At 38.3% G+C, this 26,432-nt stretch carries 25 protein-coding genes and 2 pseudogenes; 10 read left to right on the forward strand and 17 right to left on the reverse strand.

The genetic code is table 11. The features are described 5' to 3' along the window. Window positions 1-25: 25 nt before the first annotated feature. Window positions 26-841 (reverse strand): YdcF family protein, encoded by an 816-nt coding sequence (locus AACL61_RS00220; RefSeq protein WP_339110800.1) that lies wholly within the window; start codon window positions 839-841, stop codon window positions 26-28. A gap of 3 nt (window positions 842-844) precedes the next feature. Further along, window positions 845-2,581, reverse strand: a complete 1,737-nt coding sequence (locus AACL61_RS00225) for an ABC1 kinase family protein (RefSeq protein WP_339110801.1) — start codon at window positions 2,579-2,581, stop codon at window positions 845-847. Between the two features lie 147 nt (window positions 2,582-2,728). On the opposite strand from AACL61_RS00225, the gene AACL61_RS00230 reads away from it, so the two are divergent. Then, on the forward strand, window positions 2,729-4,090 hold the full coding sequence (locus tag AACL61_RS00230; protein ID WP_102816022.1) for a hemolysin family protein: 1,362 nt from the start codon (window positions 2,729-2,731) through the stop codon (window positions 4,088-4,090). Between the two features lie 58 nt (window positions 4,091-4,148). Here the strand turns inward: AACL61_RS00230 and AACL61_RS00235 are convergent, their stop codons facing one another. Further along, window positions 4,149-4,577 carry a CopY/TcrY family copper transport repressor gene (locus AACL61_RS00235; RefSeq protein WP_102816023.1) on the reverse strand — a complete coding sequence of 143 codons (429 nt, stop codon included), beginning with the start codon at window positions 4,575-4,577 and terminating at the stop codon, window positions 4,149-4,151. 154 nt (window positions 4,578-4,731) lie between these two features. Between AACL61_RS00235 and AACL61_RS00240 the strand changes: the two genes are divergently transcribed. Beyond that, on the forward strand, window positions 4,732-6,120 hold the full coding sequence (locus AACL61_RS00240; protein WP_102816024.1) for a DHA2 family efflux MFS transporter permease subunit: 1,389 nt from the start codon (window positions 4,732-4,734) through the stop codon (window positions 6,118-6,120). Between the two features lie 174 nt (window positions 6,121-6,294). On the opposite strand, the gene AACL61_RS00245 is transcribed toward AACL61_RS00240, so the two are convergent. From AACL61_RS00245 to AACL61_RS00255, 3 genes are all read right to left on the reverse strand, one after another. Then, the gene (locus AACL61_RS00245) at window positions 6,295-6,750 is read right to left on the reverse strand and encodes a DUF441 domain-containing protein (RefSeq protein ID WP_102816025.1); all 456 of its coding nucleotides are present in this window, start codon (window positions 6,748-6,750) and stop codon (window positions 6,295-6,297) included. A 71-nt stretch (window positions 6,751-6,821) separates the two neighbouring features. Continuing rightward, window positions 6,822-7,238, reverse strand: coding sequence for a cupin domain-containing protein (locus AACL61_RS00250; protein ID WP_153702886.1), 417 nt, complete (start codon window positions 7,236-7,238; stop codon window positions 6,822-6,824). 97 nt (window positions 7,239-7,335) lie between these two features. Continuing rightward, window positions 7,336-7,812, reverse strand: a complete 477-nt coding sequence (locus tag AACL61_RS00255; protein ID WP_011953469.1) for a flavodoxin family protein — start codon at window positions 7,810-7,812, stop codon at window positions 7,336-7,338. A gap of 42 nt (window positions 7,813-7,854) precedes the next feature. Between AACL61_RS00255 and AACL61_RS00260 the strand changes: the two genes are divergently transcribed. From AACL61_RS00260 to AACL61_RS00275, 4 genes and pseudogenes are all read left to right on the forward strand, one after another. Further along, complete coding sequence (locus tag AACL61_RS00260; RefSeq protein ID WP_339110802.1) at window positions 7,855-8,739, forward strand: LysR family transcriptional regulator; 885 nt, start codon at window positions 7,855-7,857, stop codon at window positions 8,737-8,739. Between the two features lie 45 nt (window positions 8,740-8,784). Beyond that, a pseudogene (locus AACL61_RS00265) lies at window positions 8,785-9,602 on the forward strand (aldo/keto reductase). A 138-nt stretch (window positions 9,603-9,740) separates the two neighbouring features. Continuing rightward, window positions 9,741-10,007, forward strand: coding sequence for an ACT domain-containing protein (locus tag AACL61_RS00270; RefSeq protein ID WP_019253627.1), 267 nt, complete (start codon window positions 9,741-9,743; stop codon window positions 10,005-10,007). Window positions 10,008-10,031: 24 nt separating this feature from the next. Then, window positions 10,032-11,375: pseudogene (locus AACL61_RS00275) on the forward strand (DUF711 family protein). Window positions 11,376-11,429: 54 nt separating this feature from the next. Here the strand turns inward: AACL61_RS00275 and AACL61_RS00280 are convergent. Beyond that, window positions 11,430-11,954, reverse strand: a complete 525-nt coding sequence (locus AACL61_RS00280; protein ID WP_180977117.1) for a GNAT family N-acetyltransferase — start codon at window positions 11,952-11,954, stop codon at window positions 11,430-11,432. A gap of 159 nt (window positions 11,955-12,113) precedes the next feature. Between AACL61_RS00280 and AACL61_RS00285 the strand changes: the two genes are divergently transcribed. Continuing rightward, window positions 12,114-12,959, forward strand: coding sequence for an alpha/beta hydrolase (locus tag AACL61_RS00285; protein ID WP_102816028.1), 846 nt, complete (start codon window positions 12,114-12,116; stop codon window positions 12,957-12,959). Here the strand turns inward: AACL61_RS00285 and AACL61_RS00290 are convergent. After that, a complete protein-coding gene (locus tag AACL61_RS00290) occupies window positions 12,933-13,781 on the reverse strand; it encodes a glycosyltransferase family 8 protein (RefSeq protein WP_339110803.1) in 849 nt (282 codons plus the stop codon). The genes AACL61_RS00285 and AACL61_RS00290 overlap by 27 nt on opposite strands. A 95-nt stretch (window positions 13,782-13,876) precedes the next feature. Between AACL61_RS00290 and AACL61_RS00295 the strand changes: the two genes are divergently transcribed. Then, entirely contained in the window at window positions 13,877-14,536 is a 660-nt protein-coding gene (locus AACL61_RS00295; protein WP_102816030.1) for an HD domain-containing protein, read from the forward strand. Between the two features lie 64 nt (window positions 14,537-14,600). Here AACL61_RS00295 and AACL61_RS00300 read toward each other — a convergent pair whose 3' ends face one another. Both AACL61_RS00300 and AACL61_RS00305 read right to left on the reverse strand, forming a co-directional pair. Continuing rightward, window positions 14,601-15,245: a hypothetical protein gene (locus AACL61_RS00300; protein WP_339110804.1), complete on the reverse strand. Its 645-nt coding sequence runs from the start codon at window positions 15,243-15,245 to the stop codon at window positions 14,601-14,603. Beyond that, window positions 15,242-16,120: a DegV family protein gene (locus tag AACL61_RS00305; protein ID WP_016496850.1), complete on the reverse strand. Its 879-nt coding sequence runs from the start codon at window positions 16,118-16,120 to the stop codon at window positions 15,242-15,244. Before AACL61_RS00305 ends, AACL61_RS00300 begins: the two co-directional genes overlap by 4 nt. 216 nt (window positions 16,121-16,336) lie before the next feature. Between AACL61_RS00305 and AACL61_RS00310 the strand changes: the two genes are divergently transcribed. Further along, entirely contained in the window at window positions 16,337-18,019 is a 1,683-nt protein-coding gene (locus AACL61_RS00310; protein ID WP_102816032.1) for an NFACT RNA binding domain-containing protein, read from the forward strand. A 209-nt stretch (window positions 18,020-18,228) separates the two neighbouring features. Here AACL61_RS00310 and AACL61_RS00315 read toward each other — a convergent pair whose 3' ends face one another. From AACL61_RS00315 to AACL61_RS00335, 5 genes are all read right to left on the reverse strand, one after another. Beyond that, window positions 18,229-20,703 carry an ATP-binding protein gene (locus tag AACL61_RS00315; RefSeq protein ID WP_339110805.1) on the reverse strand — a complete coding sequence of 825 codons (2,475 nt, stop codon included), beginning with the start codon at window positions 20,701-20,703 and terminating at the stop codon, window positions 18,229-18,231. Next, the gene (locus tag AACL61_RS00320; protein WP_102816034.1) at window positions 20,703-21,788 is read right to left on the reverse strand and encodes a carbamoyl phosphate synthase small subunit; all 1,086 of its coding nucleotides are present in this window, start codon (window positions 21,786-21,788) and stop codon (window positions 20,703-20,705) included. Before AACL61_RS00320 ends, AACL61_RS00315 begins: the two co-directional genes overlap by 1 nt. Window positions 21,789-21,864: 76 nt before the next feature. Then, the gene (locus AACL61_RS00325; RefSeq protein ID WP_102816035.1) at window positions 21,865-22,776 is read right to left on the reverse strand and encodes an RluA family pseudouridine synthase; all 912 of its coding nucleotides are present in this window, start codon (window positions 22,774-22,776) and stop codon (window positions 21,865-21,867) included. 3 nt (window positions 22,777-22,779) lie between these two features. Beyond that, window positions 22,780-23,226 carry a signal peptidase II gene (lspA, locus tag AACL61_RS00330; protein ID WP_004562298.1) on the reverse strand — a complete coding sequence of 149 codons (447 nt, stop codon included), beginning with the start codon at window positions 23,224-23,226 and terminating at the stop codon, window positions 22,780-22,782. Then, a complete protein-coding gene (locus tag AACL61_RS00335) occupies window positions 23,227-23,634 on the reverse strand; it encodes an EbsA family protein (protein ID WP_102816036.1) in 408 nt (135 codons plus the stop codon). 23 nt (window positions 23,635-23,657) lie between these two features. Between AACL61_RS00335 and AACL61_RS00340 the strand changes: the two genes are divergently transcribed. Beyond that, on the forward strand, window positions 23,658-24,053 hold the full coding sequence (locus AACL61_RS00340; RefSeq protein ID WP_102816037.1) for a ribonuclease HI family protein: 396 nt from the start codon (window positions 23,658-23,660) through the stop codon (window positions 24,051-24,053). Window positions 24,054-24,227: 174 nt separating this feature from the next. On the opposite strand, the gene AACL61_RS00345 is transcribed toward AACL61_RS00340, so the two are convergent. Beyond that, the gene (locus AACL61_RS00345) at window positions 24,228-25,382 is read right to left on the reverse strand and encodes a THUMP domain-containing class I SAM-dependent RNA methyltransferase (protein WP_004562300.1); all 1,155 of its coding nucleotides are present in this window, start codon (window positions 25,380-25,382) and stop codon (window positions 24,228-24,230) included. 296 nt (window positions 25,383-25,678) lie between these two features. Then, window positions 25,679-26,155 (reverse strand): class Ib ribonucleoside-diphosphate reductase assembly flavoprotein NrdI, encoded by a 477-nt coding sequence (locus AACL61_RS00350; protein WP_004562301.1) that lies wholly within the window; start codon window positions 26,153-26,155, stop codon window positions 25,679-25,681. Between the last annotated feature and the right edge of the window lie 277 nt (window positions 26,156-26,432).

Raw genomic sequence — 26,432 nt, forward strand, 5'->3', positions numbered from 1 at the left:
TTTCCCCTTCTGTCTCGCTCATATTTCATTTCAAAATAAATTCAACTAAAAGTAAAAGGAGCGTGCTCCCGCAAAATACCCACCAATGGTCACGGATAATCCCGAGATAGTCCCGAATAAAAGTTAATGGACAGTATCGCCAAGGCGTCTTGCTACTAATGGATGACCAGTTTAACCCCATCTTCCTTGCATAAGCTCTCGCACGAAGAACATGAAAATCACTAGTTACTACTACAACCGTCTCTTGCGGCTTAATAAGTTGACTAGCAAAGGCCAAATTTTGCCATGTATTAAGTGCCCGGGTCTCGCAAATTATTTTTCTTGCTGGGATTCCGTGAGCAATTAAGTAAGCGGCCATGACTTCTGCTTCAGATTCTTTTGCTTTCTGTACTATTCCCCCAGAAACAATAATTTTTGCAGATTGATGAGTTTTCCAACAATTGATGGCTTTATCAAGGCGAGTAGCTAACACTGGTGGAACTTGGCCATGTTTAACAGTTGCCCCCAAAACCAGAAAGTCCTGAACCGTAGCAGGACATTTTTGCAGGCGGGTACAACAACTGAAAATACAAAATAAAATTAAGTTAAACGTACTTAAAGCGTCAATAGTTGCTACTACTAATGCACTTAGCCAACTTACTGATTGAATTGGTAAATTTTTAAGCAAAAAAGCAAAAATAGGCAGTACTACTACCAAGTTGACCAACATCAAAACAAACGCAAACGTATTGAATCTAGCCACCTTGGTTTCACTATTTAAATGACGAATCAAAATAAGCCTAATCGTAATTCCCCAGCATAACGCACATATTAATTCATTAACTAAGTTTAAATATATCATTAATCATCGTTTCCTTCGCCAATTTCGCCATCGATGGATAATCTCCGTAACAACTAAAAGAATAATAATTATGATTGCAATAATATAGCCAGATACTCCTAAACGATAGATATGTGAATCAGCTGGTGTTCCCTGGACTAATAATGATGATCCTAAGATGACTGCTGCTAAAATAATTGCAATCATGAAACGGTTCATTAACCGTTCTATCTGCTTTAGCACTCGTTGCTCATTTTTATACTGTAGATCAACCTTTGCATCCCCACTGACAAATGTATCGATCAATTCATTAATTCTTTCTGGCATCTTCCCCATTGCTTTGCTAGTAAGGAAAAAATTGACTAGGTTATTATCAAGGGCAGAACGCCAATTAAAGTTTCGTTTTAAATAACGCCGGCCAAACGATTGGGCAACTTCAAGCATTGATATTTCAGGATCAAGTTTAGCAACCGAGCTTTCAAGAGTCCCAAATGCCTTAATTAGCATTGTTACCTCTCCCCGCATTTGAAGGTGGTTTTTCTTACATAGTTGAACAATTTGGTACAGCATTTTCACGAAATCAATATTGCCAAGGCCAGTTGAAAAATAGGGTTGAATAAAGGCGCCAAGTTCTTTATAAAATGCATTTCCATCAACTTCCCCGGTTCGATTACAAACATTTAAAACTGCTTTTCCAATTTTTCGCGTATCCTTTGTGTTGATAGTAATCACGATATTCGCAATACTATTTGCCATCGCTGGACTTAACCTTCCCATCATTCCAAAATCAAGGTAGATGATCCGGTAATTCGGTAATGCCTCCTGTTGATCATAACTAATGGTTGTATTATAAATGGTCTTTTCATGGTGTTTGGTCGTTGCGTATTGCTTTGCTGACTCATCCGGACGTAATTCGTGAATTAATATATTTCCTGGATGCGGGTCTGCATGAAAGTAATGGTCAACAAAAACTTGTTTTAAAAAGTTATTAACGAGCGTAGTAGCGATTTCATGATTAACGGTCGTTGCCTCTTGATCATTATCATTTGGCTGCTCAAACCGATACCGAATGCTTTTTCCTTCCATCGCTTCATTAACAAGAATCTTAGGAGCACAATACTTCATATATACTTTAGGAACTAAGATTGGTCCGTCACCGTTATTTAATGTATAAAATTCTTCCCCGTTTTTTGCTTCTTCAAGAGTATTGACCTCACTTAATAATGAAGTACTGAGTTCATCAATTACTTTATCCAAATCAACTACTGCAATGTCTTGGGGAACATACTTAAATAAGACCACTGCTTTCCTTAATAGAGCTAAGTCAGTATTAACAAGCTTACCGACTTCTGGATGTTGGACTTTGACAACAACTGGTGTCCCATCCTTAAGCGTTGCATGGTGAACTTGCCCAATCGACGCAGAAGCAAACGGCTTTTCCGCAAAGCTAGCAAATTCGTCATTAATTTTCTTCCCAGTTTCTTCTTCAAAAGTTTGCTCTACGGTCGCAAAGCTATCAGCTTTAACTTGATCTTGCAAGTGGCGAAGTTCTTTAATATATGCTGGGGAGACAAGGTCTGGACGGGTTGATAATATTTGGCCAAGTTTAATAAAAGTCGGTCCCAGTTCTTGCAGGGCCTGACAAATAGCTTGTGGATTAGTTTGATGGTAAAAATTACTAACAAAATGATATTTTCGCATCACTTGCATAATCTTACGCAAGCGTGCTGACTTCTTGATCTCTTCTTCATTAGTCGTCATATGTCTTCTCCTACTTATTTTCCTTTATTTTAGCATTTTCACTTATAAAAAAATAAAAAAATAATTAAACTCCCCTTTCGTTACATTTTACTGATACAATAGTAGTCGATAAATTTTTTAAGAAAGTTTAGGTGAAATTTTTAAACGATGAATGGTTTATGGGATTCATATTGGTTTAAATTAATTATCATTATTTTGATTTTGCTGTTAGCTGCTTTATTTACACTGCTGGAATATTCAGTTGTTAAGGTGCGGCCTAGTGAGTTAAAGGAGCTCCGGCAAACGCGAAAAGTCAAGCGCGCGGAACACATGGTAACAAATCTTAATGAGTACCTATCAACAGCGCAAGTCGGGGTTACGATGACTTCTTTAGTTTTAGGTTGGTTAGGTGATGAATTTATCACTGATCTGTTGCTAAAGATTAATATCATTCCGCACGATGTTCTTCAAGCGATCGCACCAGTTATCGGTGTTTTAATTTTTACATTCTTCCACGCGGTATTCACTGATTTAGTTCCGAAAAATATGGCGATTGATCGACCGGTACCAATTCTATTATCAATTGTTCACCCGGTACAATTCTTCCATACTGTTTTTTATCCATTTGTTTGGTTATTTGCGGTAGTCGCTGCGGCAATTACGAAAATGTTAGGATACAATGTTCAGCCAGAAGAAGACACATATTCACAAAATGAAATTATGACCTTATCCCAACAATCGGAAAAAGCTGGGGAAATGGATAAAGAAGACGTTATCTTCATGCAACGGGCTTTTGAAATGAATGATAAAGTTGCTGAGGATATTATGATTGATCGGACACAGTTAGCGGTTATTGATATTACGGCTTCAATTGAAGATGCAGCCAAGCTTTATTTTGAAAAGAAATTCACGCGTTTCCCAGTTGTTGCTAATAATGACAAAGACCACATTCTTGGTTATATTTTTGCATATGATATTATGCGGCAAAACCAAATCAACCCGCAACAATCAGTTCGCACAATCATGCGCCGAATTCCAATCGTTTACGAAAATGAACAACTCACCAATGTCCTTGCTGAAATGATGAAAAAACAAGTGCCAATTGTTGTTGTCCAAGACGAATACGGTGGTACTTCTGGGATCATTACTGATAAGGATATTTATGAAGAATTGTTCGGAACCGTTGGCGAAGAAATTGATCACGCTACCTCTGACATGATTGAAAAGAAAGATCCTGACAGCAAGGGTAATCCAACCTTCGAAGTTTCTGGTAAGATGCCACTAGATGATTTTGAACGTTACTTTGATACAAACATCGAGCAATTTGATAACTCTGAAGTAACAACCTTAACTGGATTCTTCCTTGAACGGCAGTATGACTTAAAAGTTGGCCAACCAATTAGAGTCGATAATTTCTCATTTACACCTCTTGATTTGAAGAATGCCTATGTTAATAAATTCAAGGTAGTTTACATTAAGCCTAGAAAGAAGAAGCCATCAGCTGATGAGGATCAAAACAAAGAAAAATAGAGACTAAAAAGGCTCGCCGCAATTTAGGAAAGATTTCCTAGTTACGGGGAGCTTTTCATTAGCAGTTCATCTGCATATCAGGAATACAGTTACATTTGACGTGATCCGGTGAATTAGTTGCTTTGCTTGCCAATAATCCTTGTAACTTAGCAATATCATCCTTACTAAGGGTTACATTATTGATCACATGTTCAAGGGTGCTTCCAACGTGTCGTTCACAAATATTATTAAACAAGTTGTCCGCCGCTTGGTCCATTGTTTGCTGTTCAGGAACTAAGGGCTCGTAGATAAATCCACGTCCTTGACGAGTGGCAGATAAGGCTTTTTTATCAACCAGGCGTCGAAGTAAAGTCTTAATCGTTGCCGGTTTCCAGTCAACTTTTTTCTGTAAAATTTCAATAATTTGGCTACTGGTCGTTTGCCTTAGACTCCAAACCACCCGCATAATTTGCCATTCAGCGGGAGTTATTTCTAAATTAATATTCATCTAATTCCTCCTGCGTTTACACATGTAAATTCTTCGTAACTATATTTTATCATTAATTTACTTACTTGCAAATTCCTAATGTGTATTGACATTAATAATCTGGCTAGTAAACTCAATACTGTTTGACTAATTTTAAGGAGCGCTATATCTACTAATGAAAAATCAACGCATCAGCCATGCATTAGTAATCATGGTATTTGGTACATTTTTCGGTCTTCTCTGTTCAACCTTAATGAACATTGCCCTCCCCACCTTCATGAATGTCTTTCATATTAGCGAGGCCCAAGTTCAATGGGTGACAAACGGTTATATGCTTGTCAATGCCCTAATGATTCCTGTTAGTTCATTTCTTATAAAAAGATTCCCCTTCAAAAATCTCTTTATTATTTTCTCTGGAATTTTTCTTTTAGGAACCATTATCGGAGCGATTGCGTGGAGCTTCAATCTAGTTGTGGTTGCGCGGATGATTCAAGCTCTGGGTGCAGGAATGATGATGCCGCTAGTAAATGTCTTGGCAATTCGTTACGCAAAACCGGGTAAAAAAGGTCAAATTATGGGCATTATTGGACTTGCCTTTAATTGTGCACCTATCTTAGGTCCTGCCATTTCTGGCTTTCTATTGCACTTTTTCTCTTGGCGATATCTTTTCCTATTAATTATTCCCTTTGCAGTAATTACATTACTACTTTCATTCTTCCTACTTCCTAAAATCCCTCATAATGAACATCCCCGCTTTAATACATTAGCTCTCATTTTAATCACAGGCGGATTATGGTCACTATTGATGGGCTTATCAAATGTTTCGAACAATCACTTACTCTCATTTAATGTTGCAGGGTATGTCCTTATCGGTTTAGTCTTTCTCTTGCTGTTCTTTCTTAACCAACGTCACAGTAACCGTCAGTTAATCAACTTTGGGATCTTCTCACATAAACAATTTGTCTTTGCCACTATTATTAATATGCTAATTACATCAACAATGTACGGTAATGCAATTTTGATTCCCCTGTTAGTACAGATTGTCTTGGGCAAAAGTACGGTTGTGTCAGCCATTGCTGTCCTTCCAGGGGCAATCTTAACGGGCTTACTATCGACAACGAGTGGCCGCTTTTATGACATTTATCCAATTAAGATTCTCGTTGGGACTGGTCTCATAATCGATATCATCGGAACAATTGGCCAAGCTGCAATCGGTGCGCGGAGTTCTGTCCTCATGATTACCCTTTTCCAAACGATTCGACAATTTGGACTAGTGACAATGTTAATTCCTTTACAAACACAAGCATTATCACTGCTACCTAATGAAATCGTTCCTGATGCAGTTGCTACCTTTAATACGTTACGACAAATTGCGGCTGCCTTTGGAACTGCCCTCATCGTTTCAATTGTCGGTATTGTTAATCACTTAGTTCACAACCCGTCCTCACACCTCGGTATTCAAGCCGGCTTCCTTCTATGCTTATGCCTGCTATTAACTTCGCTATACCTTAGCACTAAGCTATACCATAAAATTTCTTCGCAAGCGCAATTAGAAAATGCGTAAAACAAAACAAAGGGAGCGAGACAGAAGTCACTCGTGACTTCGTTTTCGAGCCCCCGCAAACAACAATAGGCCTTCAACGTCCGGCTTTTTGCCGGACGCTGAAGGCCATTGTTGTACTGCGCTGTTCATATTTTATGGAAGTGACCTAACTTATGTCACAACTCCTTTTGCTATTTAAAAATGCAAATTCAATAGCGTTACAATACAATATGTCATCCCACTCGCGATAACTGGACCGGCAGCAATTCCCTTAAACGCAACCACTCCAATAATCGTTCCAAGTACTAAGGCAACCGTAACTTGAGGAACAGCTGCCAACTGGTTGACTCCATACTTTGATAAGATGGCAACTGCAATGCCCATGCCGACTGCAATCCAACCAGCAGGGGTCTTAAAAGCAGCCCATAAATCATTAAAGCCAATTTGACCAGTCGCAATTGGAATTAAGATCGCAACTGAAATCACTGTCACACCCCAATTAATTCCCTTATGTTGTATCAAGGGCAACCATTTGGTGGTATAAGGGATCAGTTTCAGGGCCATCACTACTACCGTGGCAATAATCAATGACGAGTTATGGCCAAAGATTGCAATTAATAATACTAAAGCTAAAAAAAGCCAGCTTTCCATGTAATCTCCTCCTCAAACTTTACTTAGTATATCAAAGTTGAGGACGAGGACAAAGAAAGCTGACTGATTAACTATTCAGAAAGACGGTTGTAAGTAGCGTCATCTACTTCTTCGCACCATTCACTAGTTCCCTTCGTAATAGCAATATGAGAGAACCAACTATCCTTAGTAGCTCCATGCCAGTGCTTTACACCTTCATGAATTGCTACAACATCACCGGGTTTTAACAATTGCGCTGGCTTACCTTCTTCTTGGTACCAACCTTCACCTGCAGTTACTAATAAGATTTGGAAACCATCATGGTGAATATGCCAGTTGTTACGGCAACCGGGCTCAAAATTAACGTTTGAAACATTTACATCAATGTTATCATCAGGAGATACTAACCCATTGAGATAACTTGTTCCAATAAAGTATTTTGCAAACGCAACATTCTTATCACCGAAACCAAAAAGGTCATTTTTTACTTCATGTTCATTCTTAGCCATCATTACTAACCTCCAATTAATTGTTGGTTTAATAATAAACTGTAGCATTAAGAATGTAAAAAGCTTATTATAAATGGTGAGTTATTCAAAAAATGAATTATAATTTTCGCAGCCATGAAAATAATGACTTTTCATTGAAAGCTGGACTACCATGAGTAAGAATATGGTAGCCAGACGTGACATTTAGCTTACCAGCATTGTTGATAAAGTCCTCTTGATAATCACCAGTGTCACTCCAACCTGTACTAAATGGCGCAATCTTACCAGTGAATTCTTGAAGCTGTTGAAGCAAAGCAATAATCGGTGAGGCAACTTCCTCATTCCAGACTGGTCCACCAACTAAGATCAAGTCATAATACGATAAGTCAGGTAAGGTAGTCACTAGTTTAGGGAAGTCATGCGTCTTAAGTTGTTGCTGATAAATTTTTCCGGTTTCTTCCATATCCAGTGGGAAAGTATCATCAGGAACCTTAATCCTGACAATATCGGCACCAGTTGCTTCATGAATCTTACTAGCGAGTCTAGCAGTATTTCCGAATTGCGAATAATATAAAATCAATGCTTGCTTTGCCATTATTAATAACTCCTTAATATAAATAAAAATGAGGGATACTATATGGATACACGTGTATTAAAATACTTTTTAACGGTTGCGCAAACTAATAATATCACTAAAGCTGCGGAACAATTACATATTACCCAACCTACCCTTTCCCGGCAAATCATGGACCTAGAAACCGAATTAGACATAAAGTTGTTTAACCGAGAAAATCGGCGCCTTCAACTCACAAAAGCTGGAATCCTATTTCAACAGCGAGCAACGACCATGTTACAACTCTTGGATCAAACTGAAAATGACCTTCATCAACAAGAAGAGGCATTAACGGGAGAAATCAATCTCGGCTCAGCAGTTTCGAGTGTCTCTCCTTATATAACGAAACTAATTTTTGAATTTCAAAAGCTCTACCCAAACGTAATCTTTAATTTATCTGATGGGGATGGCGATGTTCTTCGGCGACAACTAGATGAAGGACTCAATGATCTTGTATGCCTTCTTGAACCCGTTGAAGCTACTAAATATAACTTTCTCGAATTGCCGGTCCGTGAAGAATGGGGAGTACTAATGAAAAAATCGGCCCCACTTGCCAAGTATTCTACTATTACCAAAGAAGATCTTTATAAAATTCCCCTAATTCTTCCCCACCGTAGTATTGTTCGCGATGAAGTTAGTGATATCTTAAAATTAGATCAAACGCGTTTAAATATCCGTGCAACAACCAATTTACCTGGAAATACCGTTTCCCTTTTAAGAAATAGTAATTACTATGGTCTGACAATTAAAGGCGTCTATAATAACTTTCATGATCCTGACCTTGTTTTTGTTCCCCTTGTGCCTAACAAATCGACAGGGGATGTCCTTGCCTGGCGTAAAAATACCATCTTATCTCCAGCAATCGAAAAGTTTCTTCAGTTTGTTAACGAGCAAATTCAAGAATCCTAAAGTATTTAATGTTATAACTGATTTAGAAAGGAGAATTTAATTAAAATGAATCAAAATCTACAACCAAAGATAAAATTAAACAACGGTCACCTTATCCCCCAACTTGGCTTAGGGGTCTGGAAAGCCTCACTTATGGTAACGAAGCTGCTGTTGGTCAAGGAATTCAAGATGGTCTCAAGGCTACTGGCCGTGAACGTGATAGCATCTTTCTTACCACTAAAATTTTCAATGGTGATCAAGGAGATTATGATAAGCTTCGGCAAGCAGTAAAAGCCCAACTTAAGAGGCTTCAAACTGATTATGTCGACCTTCTTCTTCACTGGCCAGTTAACGATAAATATAATGAGAGTTGGCGGGCACTTGAAGATATTTATGCTGATGGTCAAGCAAAATCAATTGGCATTTGCAATTTTAACGTTGAACGAAGGACTGATTTGCTCGATCACGCCAAAATTAAACCAGCAATTAATCAAATTGAATTCAATCCCCTGATTCATCAACCTAAGATTGTAAAGTTTTGTCGAGAAAATGATATTCAGCTTGAAGCCTGGTCGCCACTAGGAAATGGTCGTCTTCTTTCCAATGATGTTATTAAGCAAATCGCAGACGAGCACCAAAAGAGTCCTGCTCAAGTTATTCTTCGCTGGGAAATTCAGCAAGACTTTATTGTTCTTACTAAGACTACTCATCCTCAACGTATGCAGGAAAACGCCGAAATTTTTGACTTTACCCTCTCGCCAGACGAAATGGAACAAATCGACAAGTTAGATCAAGAATCACATTCTATCTGGTACGATAAGTTCAAATGGTCAGGAAATCCTGACGGTGTAGATGACTATATTGGTAAGCCAGGCGCATTTTGATCCAACCAATTTCATATCTTTTACCATAAAGGGCACCTCTAAACGAGTGATGCCTTTTTTTATTAGCTAAAATTTCCTAGGAATGTTCATATTATTATACTACAATTAAAATCATTAAAAGAAAGAGAGGATTCTTTAATGAGAGCTGTTGTGTCTGTTCTGGGTGAAGATCAAGTTGGAATTATTGCTAAGGTAAGTGCCCTTCTTGCCCAAAAACAAATTAATATTCTAGATGTTTCTCAAACAATTATGGACGGCAATTTCGTAATGATGATGTCTATAATGATTCCTGAAAATCTTGATAGTTATCAGTTAACCAATGAGTTTACAGAACTCGGTAAAAAAATTGGCGTTGAAATTAACCTTAGAAATGCCAAAATTTACGATGCCATGCATAATCTTTAAGATATACAGGAGGAATACCCCTTAATGAATTCACAACAAATTTATGAAACCAGCCACATGATTTCTAATGAAAACCTCGATGCGCGGACAATCACGATGGGAATTTCTTTGCTTGATTGTATCGATAGTGATAGTACGGTTGCATGTCAGAAGATCTATGACAAAATTACGACAAACGCAAAAGACCTTGTTAAAGTCGGCCAACAAATTGAAGCCGAATATGGGATTCCGATTGCCAACAAGCGAGTAACTGTTACTCCTATTTCTCTTATTGCCGCTACTTCTCAAGACCATGACTATGTTAAATATGCTAAAACCTTAGACAAAGCTGCCAAAACATTAGGGATTGATTTTATCGGTGGGTACAGTGCCCTTGTTCAAAAGGGATACCAAACTGGTGACCGCACGTTAATCGCTTCCCTCCCTGAAGCATTGGCAGAAACTGATTTTGTTTGTGCATCAGTAAATGTTGGCTCTACTCGTAGCGGGATCAATATGGATGCCGTTGCACAAATGGGTGAAGTAGTCGTCGCTGGTTCAAAGCTTGATATGATGACAAATGCTAAACTAGTTATCTTTTGTAATGCTGTTGAAGATAACCCCTTCATGGCGGGAGGATTTCATGGTGTTGGTGAACCAGATGTAGTAATAAATGTTGGTGTTTCAGGGCCTGGAGTTATCAAAACCGCTCTAGAAAAAGTTAAAGGTGAATCAATGGACGTCGTTGCTGAAACGATCAAGAAAACTGCCTTTAAGGTTACACGAATGGGTTAATTAGTAGGAACTGTTGGAGCGGAAAGACTGGGTGTTCAATTTGGGATCGTGGACCTTTCTCTCGCACCAACTGCTGCCGCTGGTGATTCTGTTGCCGAAGTTTTAGAGGAAATTGGCGTAGCTCAGGTTGGAACTCATGGAACCACCGCTGCTCTAGCCATGTTAAACGATGCCGTGAAAAAAGGTGGCATTATGGCCTGCAGTCATGTTGGTGGTTTATCAGGCGCATTCATCCCCGTCTCTGAAGATGCTGGCATGATTAAGGCAGTTAACGCTGGAACGCTAAATATCTCTAAATTAGAAGCAATGACTGCAGTTTGTTCCGTTGGTCTTGATATGATTGCAATTCCAGGTGACACGCCAAAAGAAACCATTAGCGCAATGATTGCTGATGAAGCGGCGATTGGGATGATTAATAATAAAACCACTGCTGTCCGCGTGATTCTCGCACCCGGCAAAAAAGTTGGTGATACAGTTGAATTCGGTGGTCTATTAGGATATGCCCCTGTAATGGCAGTCAATAAAGCCGCAAGTACCGCGATGATTAACCGTGGTGGACTTATTCCCGCCCCAATTCATAGTTTCAAAAATTAATTTTAAAAGAATAGCGAGAGATTAGGAATCCCTAGTCTCCCGCTATTTTAGTGTTTAATTACCTGTTAATAAGGCGTAAACATATGAATTTTCTTCTGGACGGTAAACCCCGTGAAGTTCACCAACTTTAGTAAAGCCATTTTTGTCGATCAAGTGTTGCATGATCTTGTTGTCTTCATGAGTATCGATCCGAATAGTCTTAATATCCTTCCGATTATTCTTAATGTAATCAATTACACTAGTGAATAATGCTGAGGCATATCCTTTTCCAGCATGATTGGAGTGAATTGCCACACGGTGAATAACAACATAACGATCAGTGTCAATTAACCAATCACCGTTAAGTTCATCATATGAGTGATCTGGTGCTTCAACAATTGATAATGCACCAACAGTTTCATCATCTTGTGATTGTACAAGGTATGCAAATCCTTTTTCAATATCTTCTTTGATATGTTCTTCGTTCGGGTAATCTCCTTGCCATTGATCGATCCCTTGTTCGGCTAATTGGTTCCGACCATCTCGCAGAATTTCCATAATTTGATTTAAATCACCCATTTTGGCTTGTTTGATTTGCATCGTATTACCTTCCCTTCTCATTACATTAATTAGATGTGTTATTCGTTAAACAACCCTAATACTGTAACATACTTTACGTTTTAAATACAACCGTTAACTATTAAAAGTTACCCCTTCAATATGCTATGATAGCACTAAAAAGAAAAAGAAGGTTTTTATATGACCAAATTTATTAAATTTACTTTAACAATATTTACTGCACTTTTTCTAACAATTATTTATGGACTAGCAGCAAAGCCAATTCACGCAGACCTTTCCAATAAATATATTCATTCTACTACCCCCACTCTCTTTTTCCATGGTTACGGAAGCGGTGCTCATGCAGAGGAATATATGGTAAACGGATTTGTGAAAGCAGGTGTATCAAAAACAGTTATCACCGCAGATGTTGCTGGCGATGGAACCGTTACTCTTAAAGGAGATATCTCTCATAACGCTGTCAATCCGCTCGTGATGGTCAATTTTAATGATAACCATAGCACAAATTATGAATTACAAGGTCAATGGGTTAAGAACGTCCTTGAAGAACTGCAAGCTAAATATCATTTTAAAAAGGTAAATATTGAAGCACACTCCATGGGAAACATGGCAGTTATGTATTTTCTCCTTGCTAATGCCGGTAACCATAACCTTCCGCAAATTCAAAAACAAGTTGCGATGGCTGGAACTTTTGATGGTGCAATCGGCTGGAATGAACCTGCTAATCTAACAGTGAATAAAAAGACGGGAAAACCTTCCGCAATGAATGATTCCTATCAAAAGCTACTCCCGTTACGTCACCGTTACCCACGACAAATTAAATTATTGAATATTTACGGTGACTTAAAAGATGGCAACGATAGCCAAGTTTCAAACGCTTCCTGTCTTTCGCTCAAATACCTCATTAATAACCGCGCACGTTCATACCGCGAAGTTAAGATTACGGGGCCAAACGCTAAACATGAATTGCTTCATCACAACCCCCAAGTCAATAAAATCTTAATTAACTTCTTCTGGGGAAAGTAATAATGTTGTACTAATAAGCTTATTAGTCATTTGAAAGTAGTTTTTGTATAAAGCAGTGTAACGTCCACTATTTTTAGTTGGTAGCCATGGCTTGTCACGCCCGCAATAATGGAGAATCACGGTATTACGCATTACCCAATCGGTTGTCCATTCACCAAAGGAAATCGTTTCGTAAATACCGCCTTTACGAGTATCAAAATTATATAACTGATCAGGGACAGACTTAATATAACGTCCATATAAGGCATTCAAGACGTCTTGATCAGGGAGTAAAAGTGTATGGGTACGGATGTAGTTAAAAATGTCCGTATCCTTTACTTTTTTACGGATAGTATCAAGATTCATCAAGAGAACGCCAGAATTATAATACCCGTCAGCATCAAAGTTTTGCAGACGAATCTTATTAATAACCTCTGTCGTATTCGTCAGGTTTGTATGGATGGCAGAAGCATATAGGTATCCATCTAATGAAGTCTCATACAGACTTGAAAGATCATTAATACCCAATACATCAGCATCTAAATACAAAATCTTATGCAAATTTTGAGGTAAAAGACGGTGTGCTAGTAAACGATAATATATTGTTGTTGGGTAGCGGTCTGTAACTGGTGCTTTGCTAAATAATTGATCATTAACTTTGATTGGAAAATAGTTCATTCCTAATTGCTTACAAACTCTTTCCAAGTCATCAGTCCGTTTCAATTTGTCCTTTTGTAAGACATATACGTTAAATTCTTGTGCTTGCGTATTTAGCTTAATTGATAATAAAACGGTTGCTAATTGCGTAACAAACTTGTCGTTAATTGAAAATAATAAGTTCATTTCATTCCACTCCTCACATCTTATTTTACAAAACGTTGACGTGGATTGCGATTCAGTATTTAATAATTAAAGAACCAATCAAGAATAGAGGTTTTATGATGAAACAAGCGGAACAATTAACTGCCATTAAAGAGTACACCATTCAAAAATTAGGTCAGGACAAGACTGGTCATGGGATGGACCATATTAACCGCGTAGTAAAAATGAGTAAACGGTTAGCTATGGGCGAAAACGTTGACCCATTTTTGCCGATTGTGGCGGCCTACCTTCACGATACAATTGATGAGAAATTAGTTGACAACGTTGAAGCAGCTAAACAAGAATTAGTTGATTACTTAAAGCAAAATGACTTTAGTGATGAACAAGTCAAAATAATTATGGATGTCATCAATAATATTTCTTTCGCCCATACATTAGATAAAGAGGAAGTCAAACTCTCCATCATTGGACAAATAGTACGTGATGCCGACTGGTTAGATGCAATCGGCGCAATTGGCATTACCCGGGCAATCTATTATGGAGGTGGTCATCGTGAAAAAATATACGATCCGGCTATTAAGCCTCGTCATAATATGTCCCGGGAAGAATATCGTAATTTAGCAAATGAAACTATCATTAATCACTTTGATGAAAAGCTCTTACACCTAAAAGACATGATGAACACTGAAACTGCCAAAAAAATTGCAAATCACCGTCAACAAGTAATGCTCGATTTTCTTGACGAGTTTCATGCCGAATGGGACGCAAAGATGTAAATTATTTATGGAAATAGTAAATGCCATGGAAGAAACACGAATGTTTTTTCCATGGCATTTTTGTTTACTTATCATCTTTTTTATTTTTAGCACTTCTTAAGTCGACAATAATCGAACCGCCCTGCTTATCGCCTGCAGAGTTACCTGAATCATTATGATGATTATTATCAATATGCAACGCTTTTCGCGCTATCCACCGACAAATTAATGAGATCGGCGCTACTAGGAAGCCATACAATAATCCTGTCAGTAATGCATTAGGAATAATCAATTGAACAAATGTTAATCCACCTGTTGGCGTCCCAGTTAGGACTAATCCAATTAGCCCATAAAAGATTGAGATAAAGAATAATTGAACTAAACCGGTAAAAATAGCAAGCCATAATAATTGTGAATGATTGAGATCAATAGATAATGGAACCTGTTTGCGTAAAATCAAGCCAACCACAATCAAAATAACAATAAAATCGACTAATATTACCCAGTCGGCAGTTCCTAAGACAATCATAATTATGGCACTAACCAGTGTCACGATAAATGCAATATTAATTCCTAATGCAACTGCTATCCCCACTGCAATCACGCCAGCTAAAGGCATAAACGCCTCACCGGTCGGTAAAATAGTTTGAAAGCCAGTAAATGATATTAATATCATCAAAATACCCGCCGCAATTGCCAAAAGGGCTTTAATTAAAGTTTGTTTTTTCATGCTAACGGCTTCTTTGCTGTGTCTTGCATCCACGCTAAGGCCAGGGCCCCTTGTCCTAAGTGGGAGCCAATTACCGGACCAAAGTAACTCAACTCAAACGAAATATCAGGATGATCTGCTTGAAGTTTATCAAGCCACTTTTGACCTTCTTCTGGAACATTGGCATGAATAACCATTGCTTTAACTGGATAGTCAAGTTTGGCAATATCCTCATCAAAGATTTGTTCACAGCGGAGTTTAGCTTTTTTCATTGACCGCACCTTTTCAAACGCTTCAATGGCATGCGTTGGAGTATGCATAGTCAAGAGGGGTTTGATTTTCAAAATTGATCCTACAAATGCAGAGGCGTTTGATAAACGACCACCACGAACAAGGTTTTGCAAGTCATCTACCACAAATACATTATTAAAGGTATCACGATATTCTTTTACCTTTTTAACAATGTCATCTAAATCATCGCCTTCACTAGCTAATTTAGCTGCTTCTAAGGCTAAGTATCCCATCATTTTAACTGTTAAGTGGGAATCGATTGGCACGATCTTGATTGTATCTTTCATCTGTTCAGCAAGTTGCTCAACAGTATCCAAATATCCTGTAATAGCCCGTGTTAAATGAATGCTAATCACAGCATCATACCCATCATCAGCTAATCCTTGGTAGACTTCCATCAATTGGCCGATTGGCGTTTGGGAAGTCGTTGGAAAAGAGCTTGAATTTGCCATCTTTTCATAAAAATCACTGGTGGAAATATCAACACCTTCACGGTATGTTTGACCATCCAATGTCACTGGGATTGGGACAACATGAATATTATTAGCCGCCGCCTCTTCAGGAGAAAGGTAGGCAGTGCTGTCAGTAACAACAGCAATTTTCATCTTATCAACTCCATGTTCTAAATTTGTATAATTAAAAATAATTGCGTTTTTACGCGGATTTCACCCACATAATACAAAAAGCATACCACATTGACGGCCCTAAACCAACCAAAAATATGTCCACTAAAGTAACATTACTTTTCATTAATGATGTAAAACTGTATAATTAATAGTGCTATTTTCGTTTGTAATTATAATATTTAGGAGGCTACACTAATGTCTTTTGACGGCTTGTTTACTCATGCAATTGTCCATGAGCTAGATCAAAAATTAACTACTGGTCGGGTAGCCAAAGTTAGTCAACCTTACCCTGCAGAATTAATCATTACGATCCGTGCTCACCGGCACAACTACCCATTACTCATTTCTGCTAATCCAACATACCCACGAATCCAAATTACTGAGATCCCATACAAAAATCCAGCGGTTCCAACTAATTTTACAATGACAATGCGGAAATACCTTGAAGGTGCAATCGTCAATAAAATTGAACAAGTTGATAATGATCGAATTATCAAAATTACCTTTGACACTCGTGATGAATTAGGAGATAGTCAACAATTAGTTCTTGTGAGTGAGATTATGGCCCGGCATAGTAATATTTCACTCGTTAATCTCAAGACGGGTAAAATCATTGACACCATTAAGCATGTTGGCTCAGATCAAAATCGGGTTCGCCTGTTATTACCTGGTGCTACCTTTGTCATGCCACCAAAGCAAGATAAAGTTAACCCTTACTTGCCAAACCAAGTCTACTCTGATCTTGTAAGACAAACCGATGACACAGTAGAATTAAGTCATCAGTTACAGGAGCATTATCAAGGATTTGGCAAAGACTCCGCACGGGAATTAGTTGCAGAATTACTGCAAAGTGATAATTTACCAGCTACCTATCAGCACTTTCTTAAGCACTTTGAAAATCCAGAGCCAGTATTAATCACCCACTCTAATGGAAAGTCTCAATTTGCTGTGTTCCCTCCATTAAATATTGATGGTGAGTTGCAACATTTCGACTCCCTCTCTGCCCTTCTCGATGCCTTTTATGCTAATAAAGCAGAGCAAGATCGTTCCAAAGAATTAGCTGGGCAAGTGTTAAAGGTATTGAAGAATGAGCTAAAAAAAGATCGGCGAAAAGTAAAAAAACTGCAACAACAATTACAAGATGCAGCAACTGCAGATCAGTACCGAATTTGTGGTGAGATCCTTACTACCTATCTTAGTAAATTAACTCCAGGAATGAAAGAAATCGAACTTCCTAACTTTTATGATGATAATAAGCCACTGAAAATCAAGCTTGCTCCAGAATTATCACCATCGCGTAACGCCCAAAAGTACTTCACTAAGTATAATAAGCTTAAAACCTCTGTCGAATATGTAAAGGAACAGCTAAAACTGACAAATGATGAAATCAAATACTTTGAAAACATTGAAAATCAGATTAAATTAGCTGCTCCTGCTGATATTCAAGAGATTAAACTAGAATTACAAGAGCAAGGTTATATTAAAAAGAAGAAAAGTGGGAAAAAGCAACGAAAAGTTAAGGTAAGTGCCCCAGAAGAGTTTCATACTAGTGATGGCACTACAGTTTTAGTAGGTAAAAATAACCTACAAAATGATCGTCTTAGCTTTAAAATTGCTAATAAAAATGAAATTTGGTTACATGTTAAAGATATCCCAGGTTCCCACGTGGTAATCCGCTCAACAAACCCATCTGAAGATACGATTCTAGAAGCTGCACAGTTAGCAGCATACTTCTCTAAAGGTCGCGATTCCGATAACGTGCCCGTTGATTATCTCCCTGTCAAGCGACTTCATAAGCCAAACGGAGCTAAACCTGGATTTGTTATTTTTACAGGTCAGAAAACACTTTATGTAACACCACATAAGCTTTCTAACTAAAAAGAGGCTGGGAAAAAACTTTTGTTTTCTCCCAGCCTCAACTGCTTTTACGAACAATAGAAAGATAATGTGGAACTAGCTTCGCGTCGCCACAAGGCTTGAGTCTAAGCACGGACGATAATCAGCCCGTGCCGTGCTAATCATCGTCCTAGCTTAGCCAACCGCCTTGTCGAGGAGGTTATTTTCCACTTCTTTTTTATATCTCTAAATTATTCTCCTAAAAATTGCATCTGAGCACCAATAACTCGGTTGCGGGCAGGGATTCCACCTTTGACTCGCAACGCCTTAAATGGGAAGGTTGCACGATAGTTAACAATCCCTGATACCGGTTTGGGCTCCAGCATTTTATCGAATTTACCAGTGAATAATTGAGTAAAAATTCCTGGTAAGCTAATATGAAGTGCTTTTGACAAAAAGGCTACTTCTGGCAATGATAATGGTTGAACTTTAATTAAATTAAATTCACCATCATTCTCTTCAAAAATCACTTGGTATAATCCTGGCTGTTCCAGCTTTAACACAGCAACACTAGCCTGGTCATTGAGATTTTGGTAAGTTGACGAAGGAAGATCAGCCGGGTAGCGTAAAGCGGTGGATTGATAGTTTAACGCAATTGGTGAAAAAAGATCAGTCATTGTTCCTAATGGATAAGCATAATTACCATCATAGACATAATTGAAGGAGTAACGTTGCCTATCGCTACTAGCAGCAGTAGTTGGCAATTCATCTGGAATTACGATGATTTTTACATCCAAGTCATAATTTTGCAATGATTTCAATAATTTACTATAACTAGCAGGAATAAACAAATACTGGGGTTGCTCTATCCGTAATATCTGCAAAATATTTTCAATCGTTACTGGCTCAACATAGCGCTTTTCAGCTAACTCTGGATTAAACGTAACTGAACTAGGATTCGAATTTACAATGACGTTATTAAAGCCCTCATTATGAAGCTCTTTTAACATCATAGCAACAAAGTAATCACCAGAATTACTTAATCCTAAACGTAGTCCCCCCGTTCCAATTACAAGGGCACTTGGTTGGGAAGTTCGGCTAATTTCATTTTCTTCTTCATAAGCAGAATAAAAACTATTAGTATGTTGATCAAACTCCCCGGCCGATGGTTCGATTTCCTTGTACTTTGTCAACAATTGATGGTCTAAACTCATCTGATAAACTTGCTCAGAGGTAGTTTTCCATAGTCTTGCAATAAGCTGATTGCTTAATCCGTAACTCTTTGCTTTTTGTAAAACCGGTTCTTTATTTGGATGCTCAGCAATTTCCCGAATTAACAACCGCATTTTATTAATCTGTTCAAAATAAAATGGGTCAATCTTTGTCATCTCTGCTAATTCGTTAACTGAATATCCTCTCTGCATTGCTTCAATTAATACAAAAAGTCGTCCTGCTTCTGGGTGGACAATTTTGGCGATTAATTGGTCATCAGTCAATTGCTTTTGAGCGGCAAGATGAAAGTCAGCTGGCTCGTGATAACGGGATTCAATAGCTTTGAAAAGTGCTTCAATAGTGCTTCGGCCGATACCAAAAACCGTCCCCACCGACCGCTTTTCTGTTCCAAGTAAACGACTAGCTTTTGGTAAATCGTTGAATCCCCATATTGGAACCCGTGCAGCAATATGATCCATCGTTGGTTCAATAAGAGCCGCATGATGAACATAATTTTCGCCAAGATCAATGTCCCGCAGATGCTTTCCCGCATATAATTGTGCTGTTACTTGAGCAATTGGGTAACCAGTTGACTGCGACACAAACGCTGTAATTCGATCAAAGTATGGACTGCTCTTAATGACATAAAAACGATCACTATTTGTATCCAGGGCAAACTGAATATGGTTTGTACCAACAATTCTTAATTTGCGAGTAATAGCAAAAGCCGTATCCCGAATATCCTGAATCTGCCGATCGCGAAGTGTTTGGACAGGATTGAAAGCAATCGAATCACCAGCATGGATACCAATTGGGTCCATATCCTCAATCATTGACAACAACATCATCGTTCCAGAACTATCACGTTGAACGACGACTTCAATTTCCTTATAGCCAGCAAGACTTTGCTGAACTACTACCTGTTCCGCACGCGACTGGCTCAAGCAAGCCTTTACCGCATCTGCCAATTCACTTCGATCATGCACGATTTTACGCGTACTGCTACTCTTAGGTAATACCGACCGGATAATAACTGGATATCCTAGTTTAGTTGCCTCATCCAAAGCATCCTGATAATTATTAACCGTTACGATTTTTTTAACAGGTGCTTCCATTTGACGAAGGGTTCGTTCAAGTAAAACCGCACTATTAATTTGACGAATAGTTGCTTCAGGGACTCCTAGCAATTGAATATTTTCTTTACGAATAATCCCTTTTTCTAGTAATTCTTGGGTAAGTTCAAAAGCCCGACGATTTCCCAGTGTAGGTAAGATTGCATCAGGATGAAATTTATTAATAATATCCATTAGGCTTTCGACTTTTAGTGGGACAATACAACCGTGGTCAACATTTTCTAAGCTTACTGAAAATGGGTTATCATCTGCCAAGATTGTTTTTATCTTCATTTGCTTAAAAACGCGTGAGACCTGGTAAATAGCAGAGTCGAGCTCATCACCATGTTGAACATCGTTGGCTCCTGCTCCAATAATCAATACAGATTTCAACTTTTCCATCAATGACGATCCCCCCTCCTATTCATTGTATCAACGAACTCATCAAACAAGCCATCAGTTTCATCAGGCCCCGGTGCACCATCGGGAAAGAATTGAACTGAAAAAGCTGGATAGCGACGATGACGAAGCCCTTGAACACTATTATCAAGCATGTCAACGTATGTAATAAAAAGCTGGGAGCGGTCAACCGAATTACGATCAATCAAGTATCCTTCTGCTTGAGTCGCATAGACAATGTGGTCAGTAATAATTTCATGAATTGGGTGATTCATCCCATGGTGTTCGACCGGAATTTGCTGGACATTTGCTCCATTGGCGATTCCGAATAATTCATGACCTAGTCCAATAGCAAACATCGGTACTTTGGTCTGGACAGTACGAATCATTTCCAGGACCGACCTACGAACATTATTTGGGTTTCCCGGTCCACTTGAAAGTACAACCCCATCAGGATCTAACCGTAATATTTCTTCAGCCGTTGCAGTATATGGTAAGACAGTAATATTGCATTTTCGTCGACTCAATTCCCGTAATATTCCGTTCTTTAATCCAAAGTCAATCACAACAACACTTAGCCCGGTTCCAGGATTAGGATATGGCTTAGGAGTAGAGACTTGAGCAACTTGCTGGTTCGTTAAAACTGTCGCATGAAGTTGGTCAAAAGCGTGATCATCTGGAACTGGAACAATACTTCCTTTTAATGGCTTTTCAGCTTTTCTTAACTTATGAACTACTGCTCGCGTATCAATATTAGCGATTCCAGGAATATTCATTTGTTGAAGGTATTTATCAAGTGTCAATTGTCGTCCATTATCATCGGTGCCAGCATCGGCAAGGGAACGAACAATAATTCCTTTAATTGTCGGTACAATGGATTCATAAATATTACGTTGAATGCCGTAACTCCCGATATTCGGCTGGGTAAAAACGACAATTTGGTTATTATAAACCTGATTAGTGATGATTTCTTGGTAACCAGTCATACCAGTGTTAAAAACAACTTCACCAAAAGTAACAGCTGGTGAACCAAAACCTTCGCCAGCGAAAATTGAGCCATCTTCAAATATTAGGTATCGTGCTGTCACTGTCCCACTCTCCTAAAACTTTGTTAATAATTGATCAATATTATTATGAACGTTCTCTGAATTAAACACAATAATTTTATTGGTCTGTCTTACGTAAATATTCAAGCATTTTTGTGAAATAGGCTGGTAATGGAGCCGTAAAAACCATTTCTTTACCTGTTCGGGGGTGTTTAAAGCCCAACAAACGAGCATGTAAATATTGGCCGTTGCCAGTAAGCGTTTTTCGCGGTCCATACAACGGATCTCCCGCCAGCGGGTGACCAATATATTTCATATGAACGCGAATCTGGTGAGTCCGTCCTGTTTCTAACTGGCAGGCAACTAATGTGTAATTCTTAAACCGTTCTAACACATTAAAATGAGTTACCGCATGACGTCCATCAACTACAACTGCCTGCTTCTTGCGGTCCTTTAACGAGCGACCTAATGGAGCATCAATTGTTCCTTTATCTTCTTTTATAACTCCATGCACAAGCGCAACATATTCTCGTTTATTAGTTTTTGCTTTTAATTGAGCTGTCAAAGAACGGTGCGCCATATCATTTTTGGCTACCATCAATAGTCCTGAGGTATCCTTATCAATCCGATGAACGATCCCTGGCCGAAATTCTCCGTTAATAGTTGATAGTGGTGAATGATATAAAAGAGCATTTACAAGCGTATGGTTTGGATGACCTGGTGCAGGATGAACCACCATCCCCTGCGGTTTATTAACGACAATAACATCATCATCTTCATATACAATATCAAGAGGAATATCCTCAGGTGTTAAATCAATTTTTTGTGGTTCTTCTGGAATTATTTGGACGTGGTCACCTACAAGCAATTTATATTTAGGCTTTACTTGTTCGCCATTAACAAGGACGTGACCATCTTCTATCCAATGTTGAATTTGTGATCGGGAAAATTGATCAAAGTGATGACCAAGCTGCTTATCAATCCTTCCCACCATCTCACCATCAATTGTTAATTCTAATTCTTCAGACATTTGTTAGTCTTTCTCCTTTAAGATGCAAATTATTAGCCAGATTACGCCAATTGTTAAGCACATATCCGCAATGTTAAAAATTGGGAAATTAATAAATGTTGTTTCAAACATATCCACAACATACCCTTGTCTTAACCGATCGATAAAGTTGCCAATTGTTCCTGCCATAATCAATGATAAGCCAATTAGCATAGGAATATTTTTACGGTACTGCCAGATAAAGTAACCAATTACAATAATCGCAATAATAGTTATAATGGTAAAAAAAGTTTGTTGCCCTTCAAAAATGCTCCAAGCAGCCCCTGAATTTCGTAAATTAGTTAACTCAATAATACCAGGAATTAACTGCTTACTACCACCAAGAACAATTGAAGAAGCAACCCAAGATTTTAATAATTGGTCACAAATTGTTAAAATTAAAATAATTACAATAGCGATCCCCAGTAACAATTATTGAACCCCCTGTTGTTTCAATGCCAATTTCAAACGTGCAATTGCTTTGGTAGTAAAGGTAAAACTCATTACCTCTCCATTCACAGTAATTGTCACCGTATGCTTGGTAAACTCTGGCTGACGAATATCAGAGATTGGGATAACGAGGTACTGTTTTTGTAACAAGCGATTAAACACCATTTTAGTCGGAGTAATTACTACGGTTCGTCGCCGCCATTCTAATAAGGTAAGGATTACAAAAACTGCAAAAAAGAGCGCGCTGAGCCACTGAAAATGAGTAATTTCAAGCCAAATTACGAGACCGGCAATAAAGAAGAGAAAAGTCCAACACCAGCTAATAATTGTCCCCGTAAGGTCTGGTTGGTAAAAATAACGAGTTTCTTCTTCCATAATTATAAATGTCATCCTTTCAGAAAAGAGGTAGTTTTATGATCAAAATCTTTACAGATGCTGCAACAAAAGGAAACCCGGGCCCTACTGGTTTGGGAATAATAATAATTGCCAATCATAAGCAAATTCAGCTTGCAATCCCAGTAGATAAGGAAAGCATGGATAACCACCATGGCGAATTCGCTGCAGCTCACTTTGGATTTAAATATTTAATTGATCACTTTAGCAATAATGAAACAATCCTATTTTATACTGATAGCCGTATCTTAAGTGACGCAATCGGCAAAAATTATACAAAACATTACCAAAAAGAATTAGCAGCATTAAATCCTCTTCTCCAACACTTTCCAACAGTTGTTACCCAGTGGATTCCTGAAAGCCATAATCGCGGAGCACATAATTTAGCAAATCAGGCCCTCCATAAAATAGAGTGATTTTAGAAAACATCATATCGTTTTAATTATATCATCCACGTGTTCTATCAGCCACCAAACAGAGAAAAAGCCTTAGCGGTCGTTACAATGTAACTCCTACTAAGGCTTTTATTATTGGGAAAATTTGCCCCCCTAGCACCTATTTTCGATCTTTCGAATCGCTTGGAACCCTTGCTATTTAAGGGATTTGATCTTGGAGCGATCTTTTTTGCCCCAATATTGGTAGAGATCTGTTCGTAAAGCACCATTATAAAGTTTACGACGCTTGGTAGCGGGTGCGCCATAATACTTTTCAAATTCCATATCAGCCGTCAAAATATATTTACTCCATGTGGTTAATGGACGATATAACTCACCCATCTGCCGGTAAAGTTCATGAACTGATTCCTTATCACTTAACCGTTCACCATATGGCGGATTAGCAACGATAACTCCATTAACTTCGCTTGTTTGCCAGTCTTTTACGGCTAATTGCTTAAACGTAATATCGTGAGTTAATCCTGCCGCACGAGAATTTTCTTGAGCAATATCAATCATATTCTGATCAATATCATATCCGTGGATATCTAATTCGATATCATAATTTGCTAAGGAATCGGCTTCATCCCGAACTTCATCAGATAAACCATCTGGAACTAAGTTAACCCATTGTTCACTAATAAATGAACGGTTGATGCCCGGCGCAATATTATGACCGTATAATGCGGCTTCGATTGGAATCGTTCCCGAACCACATACAGGATCGACAAATGGATTATCTGGGAACCAGTAAGCCAGCATCACCAAGGCGGCTGCCATATTTTCCTTCAACGGTGCTCCACCTTTATTTTTACGATATCCACGCTTAAAAAGCCCTTCTCCACTAGTATCTAACGTAAGAAGAACATGGTCTTTATTAATCGCTACTTCTAACGGGTAAGTGGCACCAGTTTCGGCTAAGCGAGTCCGACGGTGGTATGCATTACTGAGGCGTTGAACAATCGCCTTTTTAGTGATTGCTTGAACACTTGGCACATTATGCAATTGTGAGTTATGACTTTTTCCTTCCACTGGGAAATTCGCGTCAATTGGTAACAAATCTTCCCATGCAATGTTTTCAGTACGATCAAACAATTCTTCAAAAGACCGAGCATCGAATTCACCAACAACAATTTTTACTCGGTCTGCGGTCCGTAGCCAGAGATTAGTCCGAATTACATCCTTCATTGTCCCTTGAAAACGCACCCGACCATTTTCTACTTTGACTTCATAGCCAAGATCTCTTAGTTCTTTTCCTACTAATGCTTCAATACCTGCAGCAGCAGTAGCAATTAACTGATATGTTTGCACATTAAACGCTCCTTTAGACTTATTCCTATTAGCTATTTTACCTTATGTTGCTTTAAAATGAAAAGAAGACGCAAGAAGAAACAAAAGGAAGCGAGACAGAAGTCACTTGTTACTTCGTTTTTCGACGCGAAGCTAGCCTCTGGGAGACCTCGCAAGCAACAATAGGCCTCCAATGTTTGACTTTTTTGCCGGACGTTGGAGGCCATTGTTGTACTGCGTATTTGCTTTTTATGAAAGTAACTTAACTTATGTCACAATCCCTTTTTGTTTATGAATGGTAGTTGACTTTAATCTAACTACATTAATGAATTCTCATTTACTTTATCAGTTAATATTTTATAAACGCGTTCTATGTCCCAGGTGGTGCCACGAGATTCAAATGCGTCCAATAAAGGCAAACCATATTTTTTAGCGTATGTCTTGGCAGTTATTACATACATCTTCCCTAAGGTTAAGTTCCCACTGCCAATTATTCCCGCACAACATTTAACATTGTCATAGCTTTCCAAATAATCGTGCATTGGTGTTGTTAAAATCTCTGTTAATGTCGGCGTAAATCTACTTCCACCAATCATATATGTTGGTAGTAAAACAAAAAATTTACTATCGCTTTCAGTCGGAAGTGTCTCCTCTGAAATCTCCAATAAATCGACTAAAGGATTTTCATTATTCAAATGATGTTGTTGCGTTGCGTATTCTTGAAGCCGATGAGTAAATGACCGTACATTCCCAGAAAACGACATATATACAATTTTTATTCTCTTATTATCCATAATTCCCTAACTTCATTATCTAATTTTATTAATCAAAAGATAAGCTAATTTACAAATAACTCATTTCTAACCCCTTTAACATTAGGGGCGCACTTGCAATAAAATGAAACGATTATTTATATTTTATTGCTATTTTAAGTGATATCTATCTTAAGCTTCTAAAATTTAATTTATCGCCATTTAACTTTTTACTTCAAGCGAGTAATTATTAACGCATTCTACAAAAAGAGAACCAATAAAACCATACTCTGATTTTTAAAATCATAACCACCCGTCA

The organism is Limosilactobacillus reuteri subsp. porcinus, from assembly GCF_036621895.1.
Lineage (GTDB): Bacteria > Bacillota > Bacilli > Lactobacillales > Lactobacillaceae > Limosilactobacillus > Limosilactobacillus reuteri_J.

Coding starts and splice junctions, on each gene's coding strand:
- AACL61_RS00260 (WP_339110802.1), top strand. CDS start 7,855: ATGGATACACGTGTATTAAAATACTTTTTAACGGTTGCGCAAACTAAT.
- AACL61_RS00280 (WP_180977117.1), bottom strand. CDS start 11,954: ATGCAAATCAAACAAGCCAAAATGGGTGATTTAAATCAAATTATGGAA.
- AACL61_RS00315 (WP_339110805.1), bottom strand. CDS start 20,703: ATGGAAAAGTTGAAATCTGTATTGATTATTGGAGCAGGAGCCAACGAT.
- AACL61_RS00250 (WP_153702886.1), bottom strand. CDS start 7,238: ATGGCTAAGAATGAACATGAAGTAAAAAATGACCTTTTTGGTTTCGGT.
- AACL61_RS00310 (WP_102816032.1), top strand. CDS start 16,337: ATGTCTTTTGACGGCTTGTTTACTCATGCAATTGTCCATGAGCTAGAT.
- AACL61_RS00295 (WP_102816030.1), top strand. CDS start 13,877: ATGATGAAACAAGCGGAACAATTAACTGCCATTAAAGAGTACACCATT.
- AACL61_RS00255 (WP_011953469.1), bottom strand. CDS start 7,812: ATGGCAAAGCAAGCATTGATTTTATATTATTCGCAATTCGGAAATACT.
- AACL61_RS00270 (WP_019253627.1), top strand. CDS start 9,741: ATGAGAGCTGTTGTGTCTGTTCTGGGTGAAGATCAAGTTGGAATTATT.
- AACL61_RS00350 (WP_004562301.1), bottom strand. CDS start 26,155: ATGGATAATAAGAGAATAAAAATTGTATATATGTCGTTTTCTGGGAAT.
- AACL61_RS00235 (WP_102816023.1), bottom strand. CDS start 4,577: ATGAATATTAATTTAGAAATAACTCCCGCTGAATGGCAAATTATGCGG.
- AACL61_RS00225 (WP_339110801.1), bottom strand. CDS start 2,581: ATGACGACTAATGAAGAAGAGATCAAGAAGTCAGCACGCTTGCGTAAG.
- AACL61_RS00220 (WP_339110800.1), bottom strand. CDS start 841: ATGATATATTTAAACTTAGTTAATGAATTAATATGTGCGTTATGCTGG.
- AACL61_RS00240 (WP_102816024.1), top strand. CDS start 4,732: ATGAAAAATCAACGCATCAGCCATGCATTAGTAATCATGGTATTTGGT.
- AACL61_RS00230 (WP_102816022.1), top strand. CDS start 2,729: ATGAATGGTTTATGGGATTCATATTGGTTTAAATTAATTATCATTATT.
- AACL61_RS00285 (WP_102816028.1), top strand. CDS start 12,114: ATGACCAAATTTATTAAATTTACTTTAACAATATTTACTGCACTTTTT.
- AACL61_RS00305 (WP_016496850.1), bottom strand. CDS start 16,120: ATGAAAATTGCTGTTGTTACTGACAGCACTGCCTACCTTTCTCCTGAA.
- AACL61_RS00290 (WP_339110803.1), bottom strand. CDS start 13,781: ATGAACTTATTATTTTCAATTAACGACAAGTTTGTTACGCAATTAGCA.
- AACL61_RS00325 (WP_102816035.1), bottom strand. CDS start 22,776: ATGTCTGAAGAATTAGAATTAACAATTGATGGTGAGATGGTGGGAAGG.
- AACL61_RS00300 (WP_339110804.1), bottom strand. CDS start 15,245: ATGAAAAAACAAACTTTAATTAAAGCCCTTTTGGCAATTGCGGCGGGT.
- AACL61_RS00335 (WP_102816036.1), bottom strand. CDS start 23,634: ATGACATTTATAATTATGGAAGAAGAAACTCGTTATTTTTACCAACCA.
- AACL61_RS00245 (WP_102816025.1), bottom strand. CDS start 6,750: ATGGAAAGCTGGCTTTTTTTAGCTTTAGTATTATTAATTGCAATCTTT.
- AACL61_RS00340 (WP_102816037.1), top strand. CDS start 23,658: ATGATCAAAATCTTTACAGATGCTGCAACAAAAGGAAACCCGGGCCCT.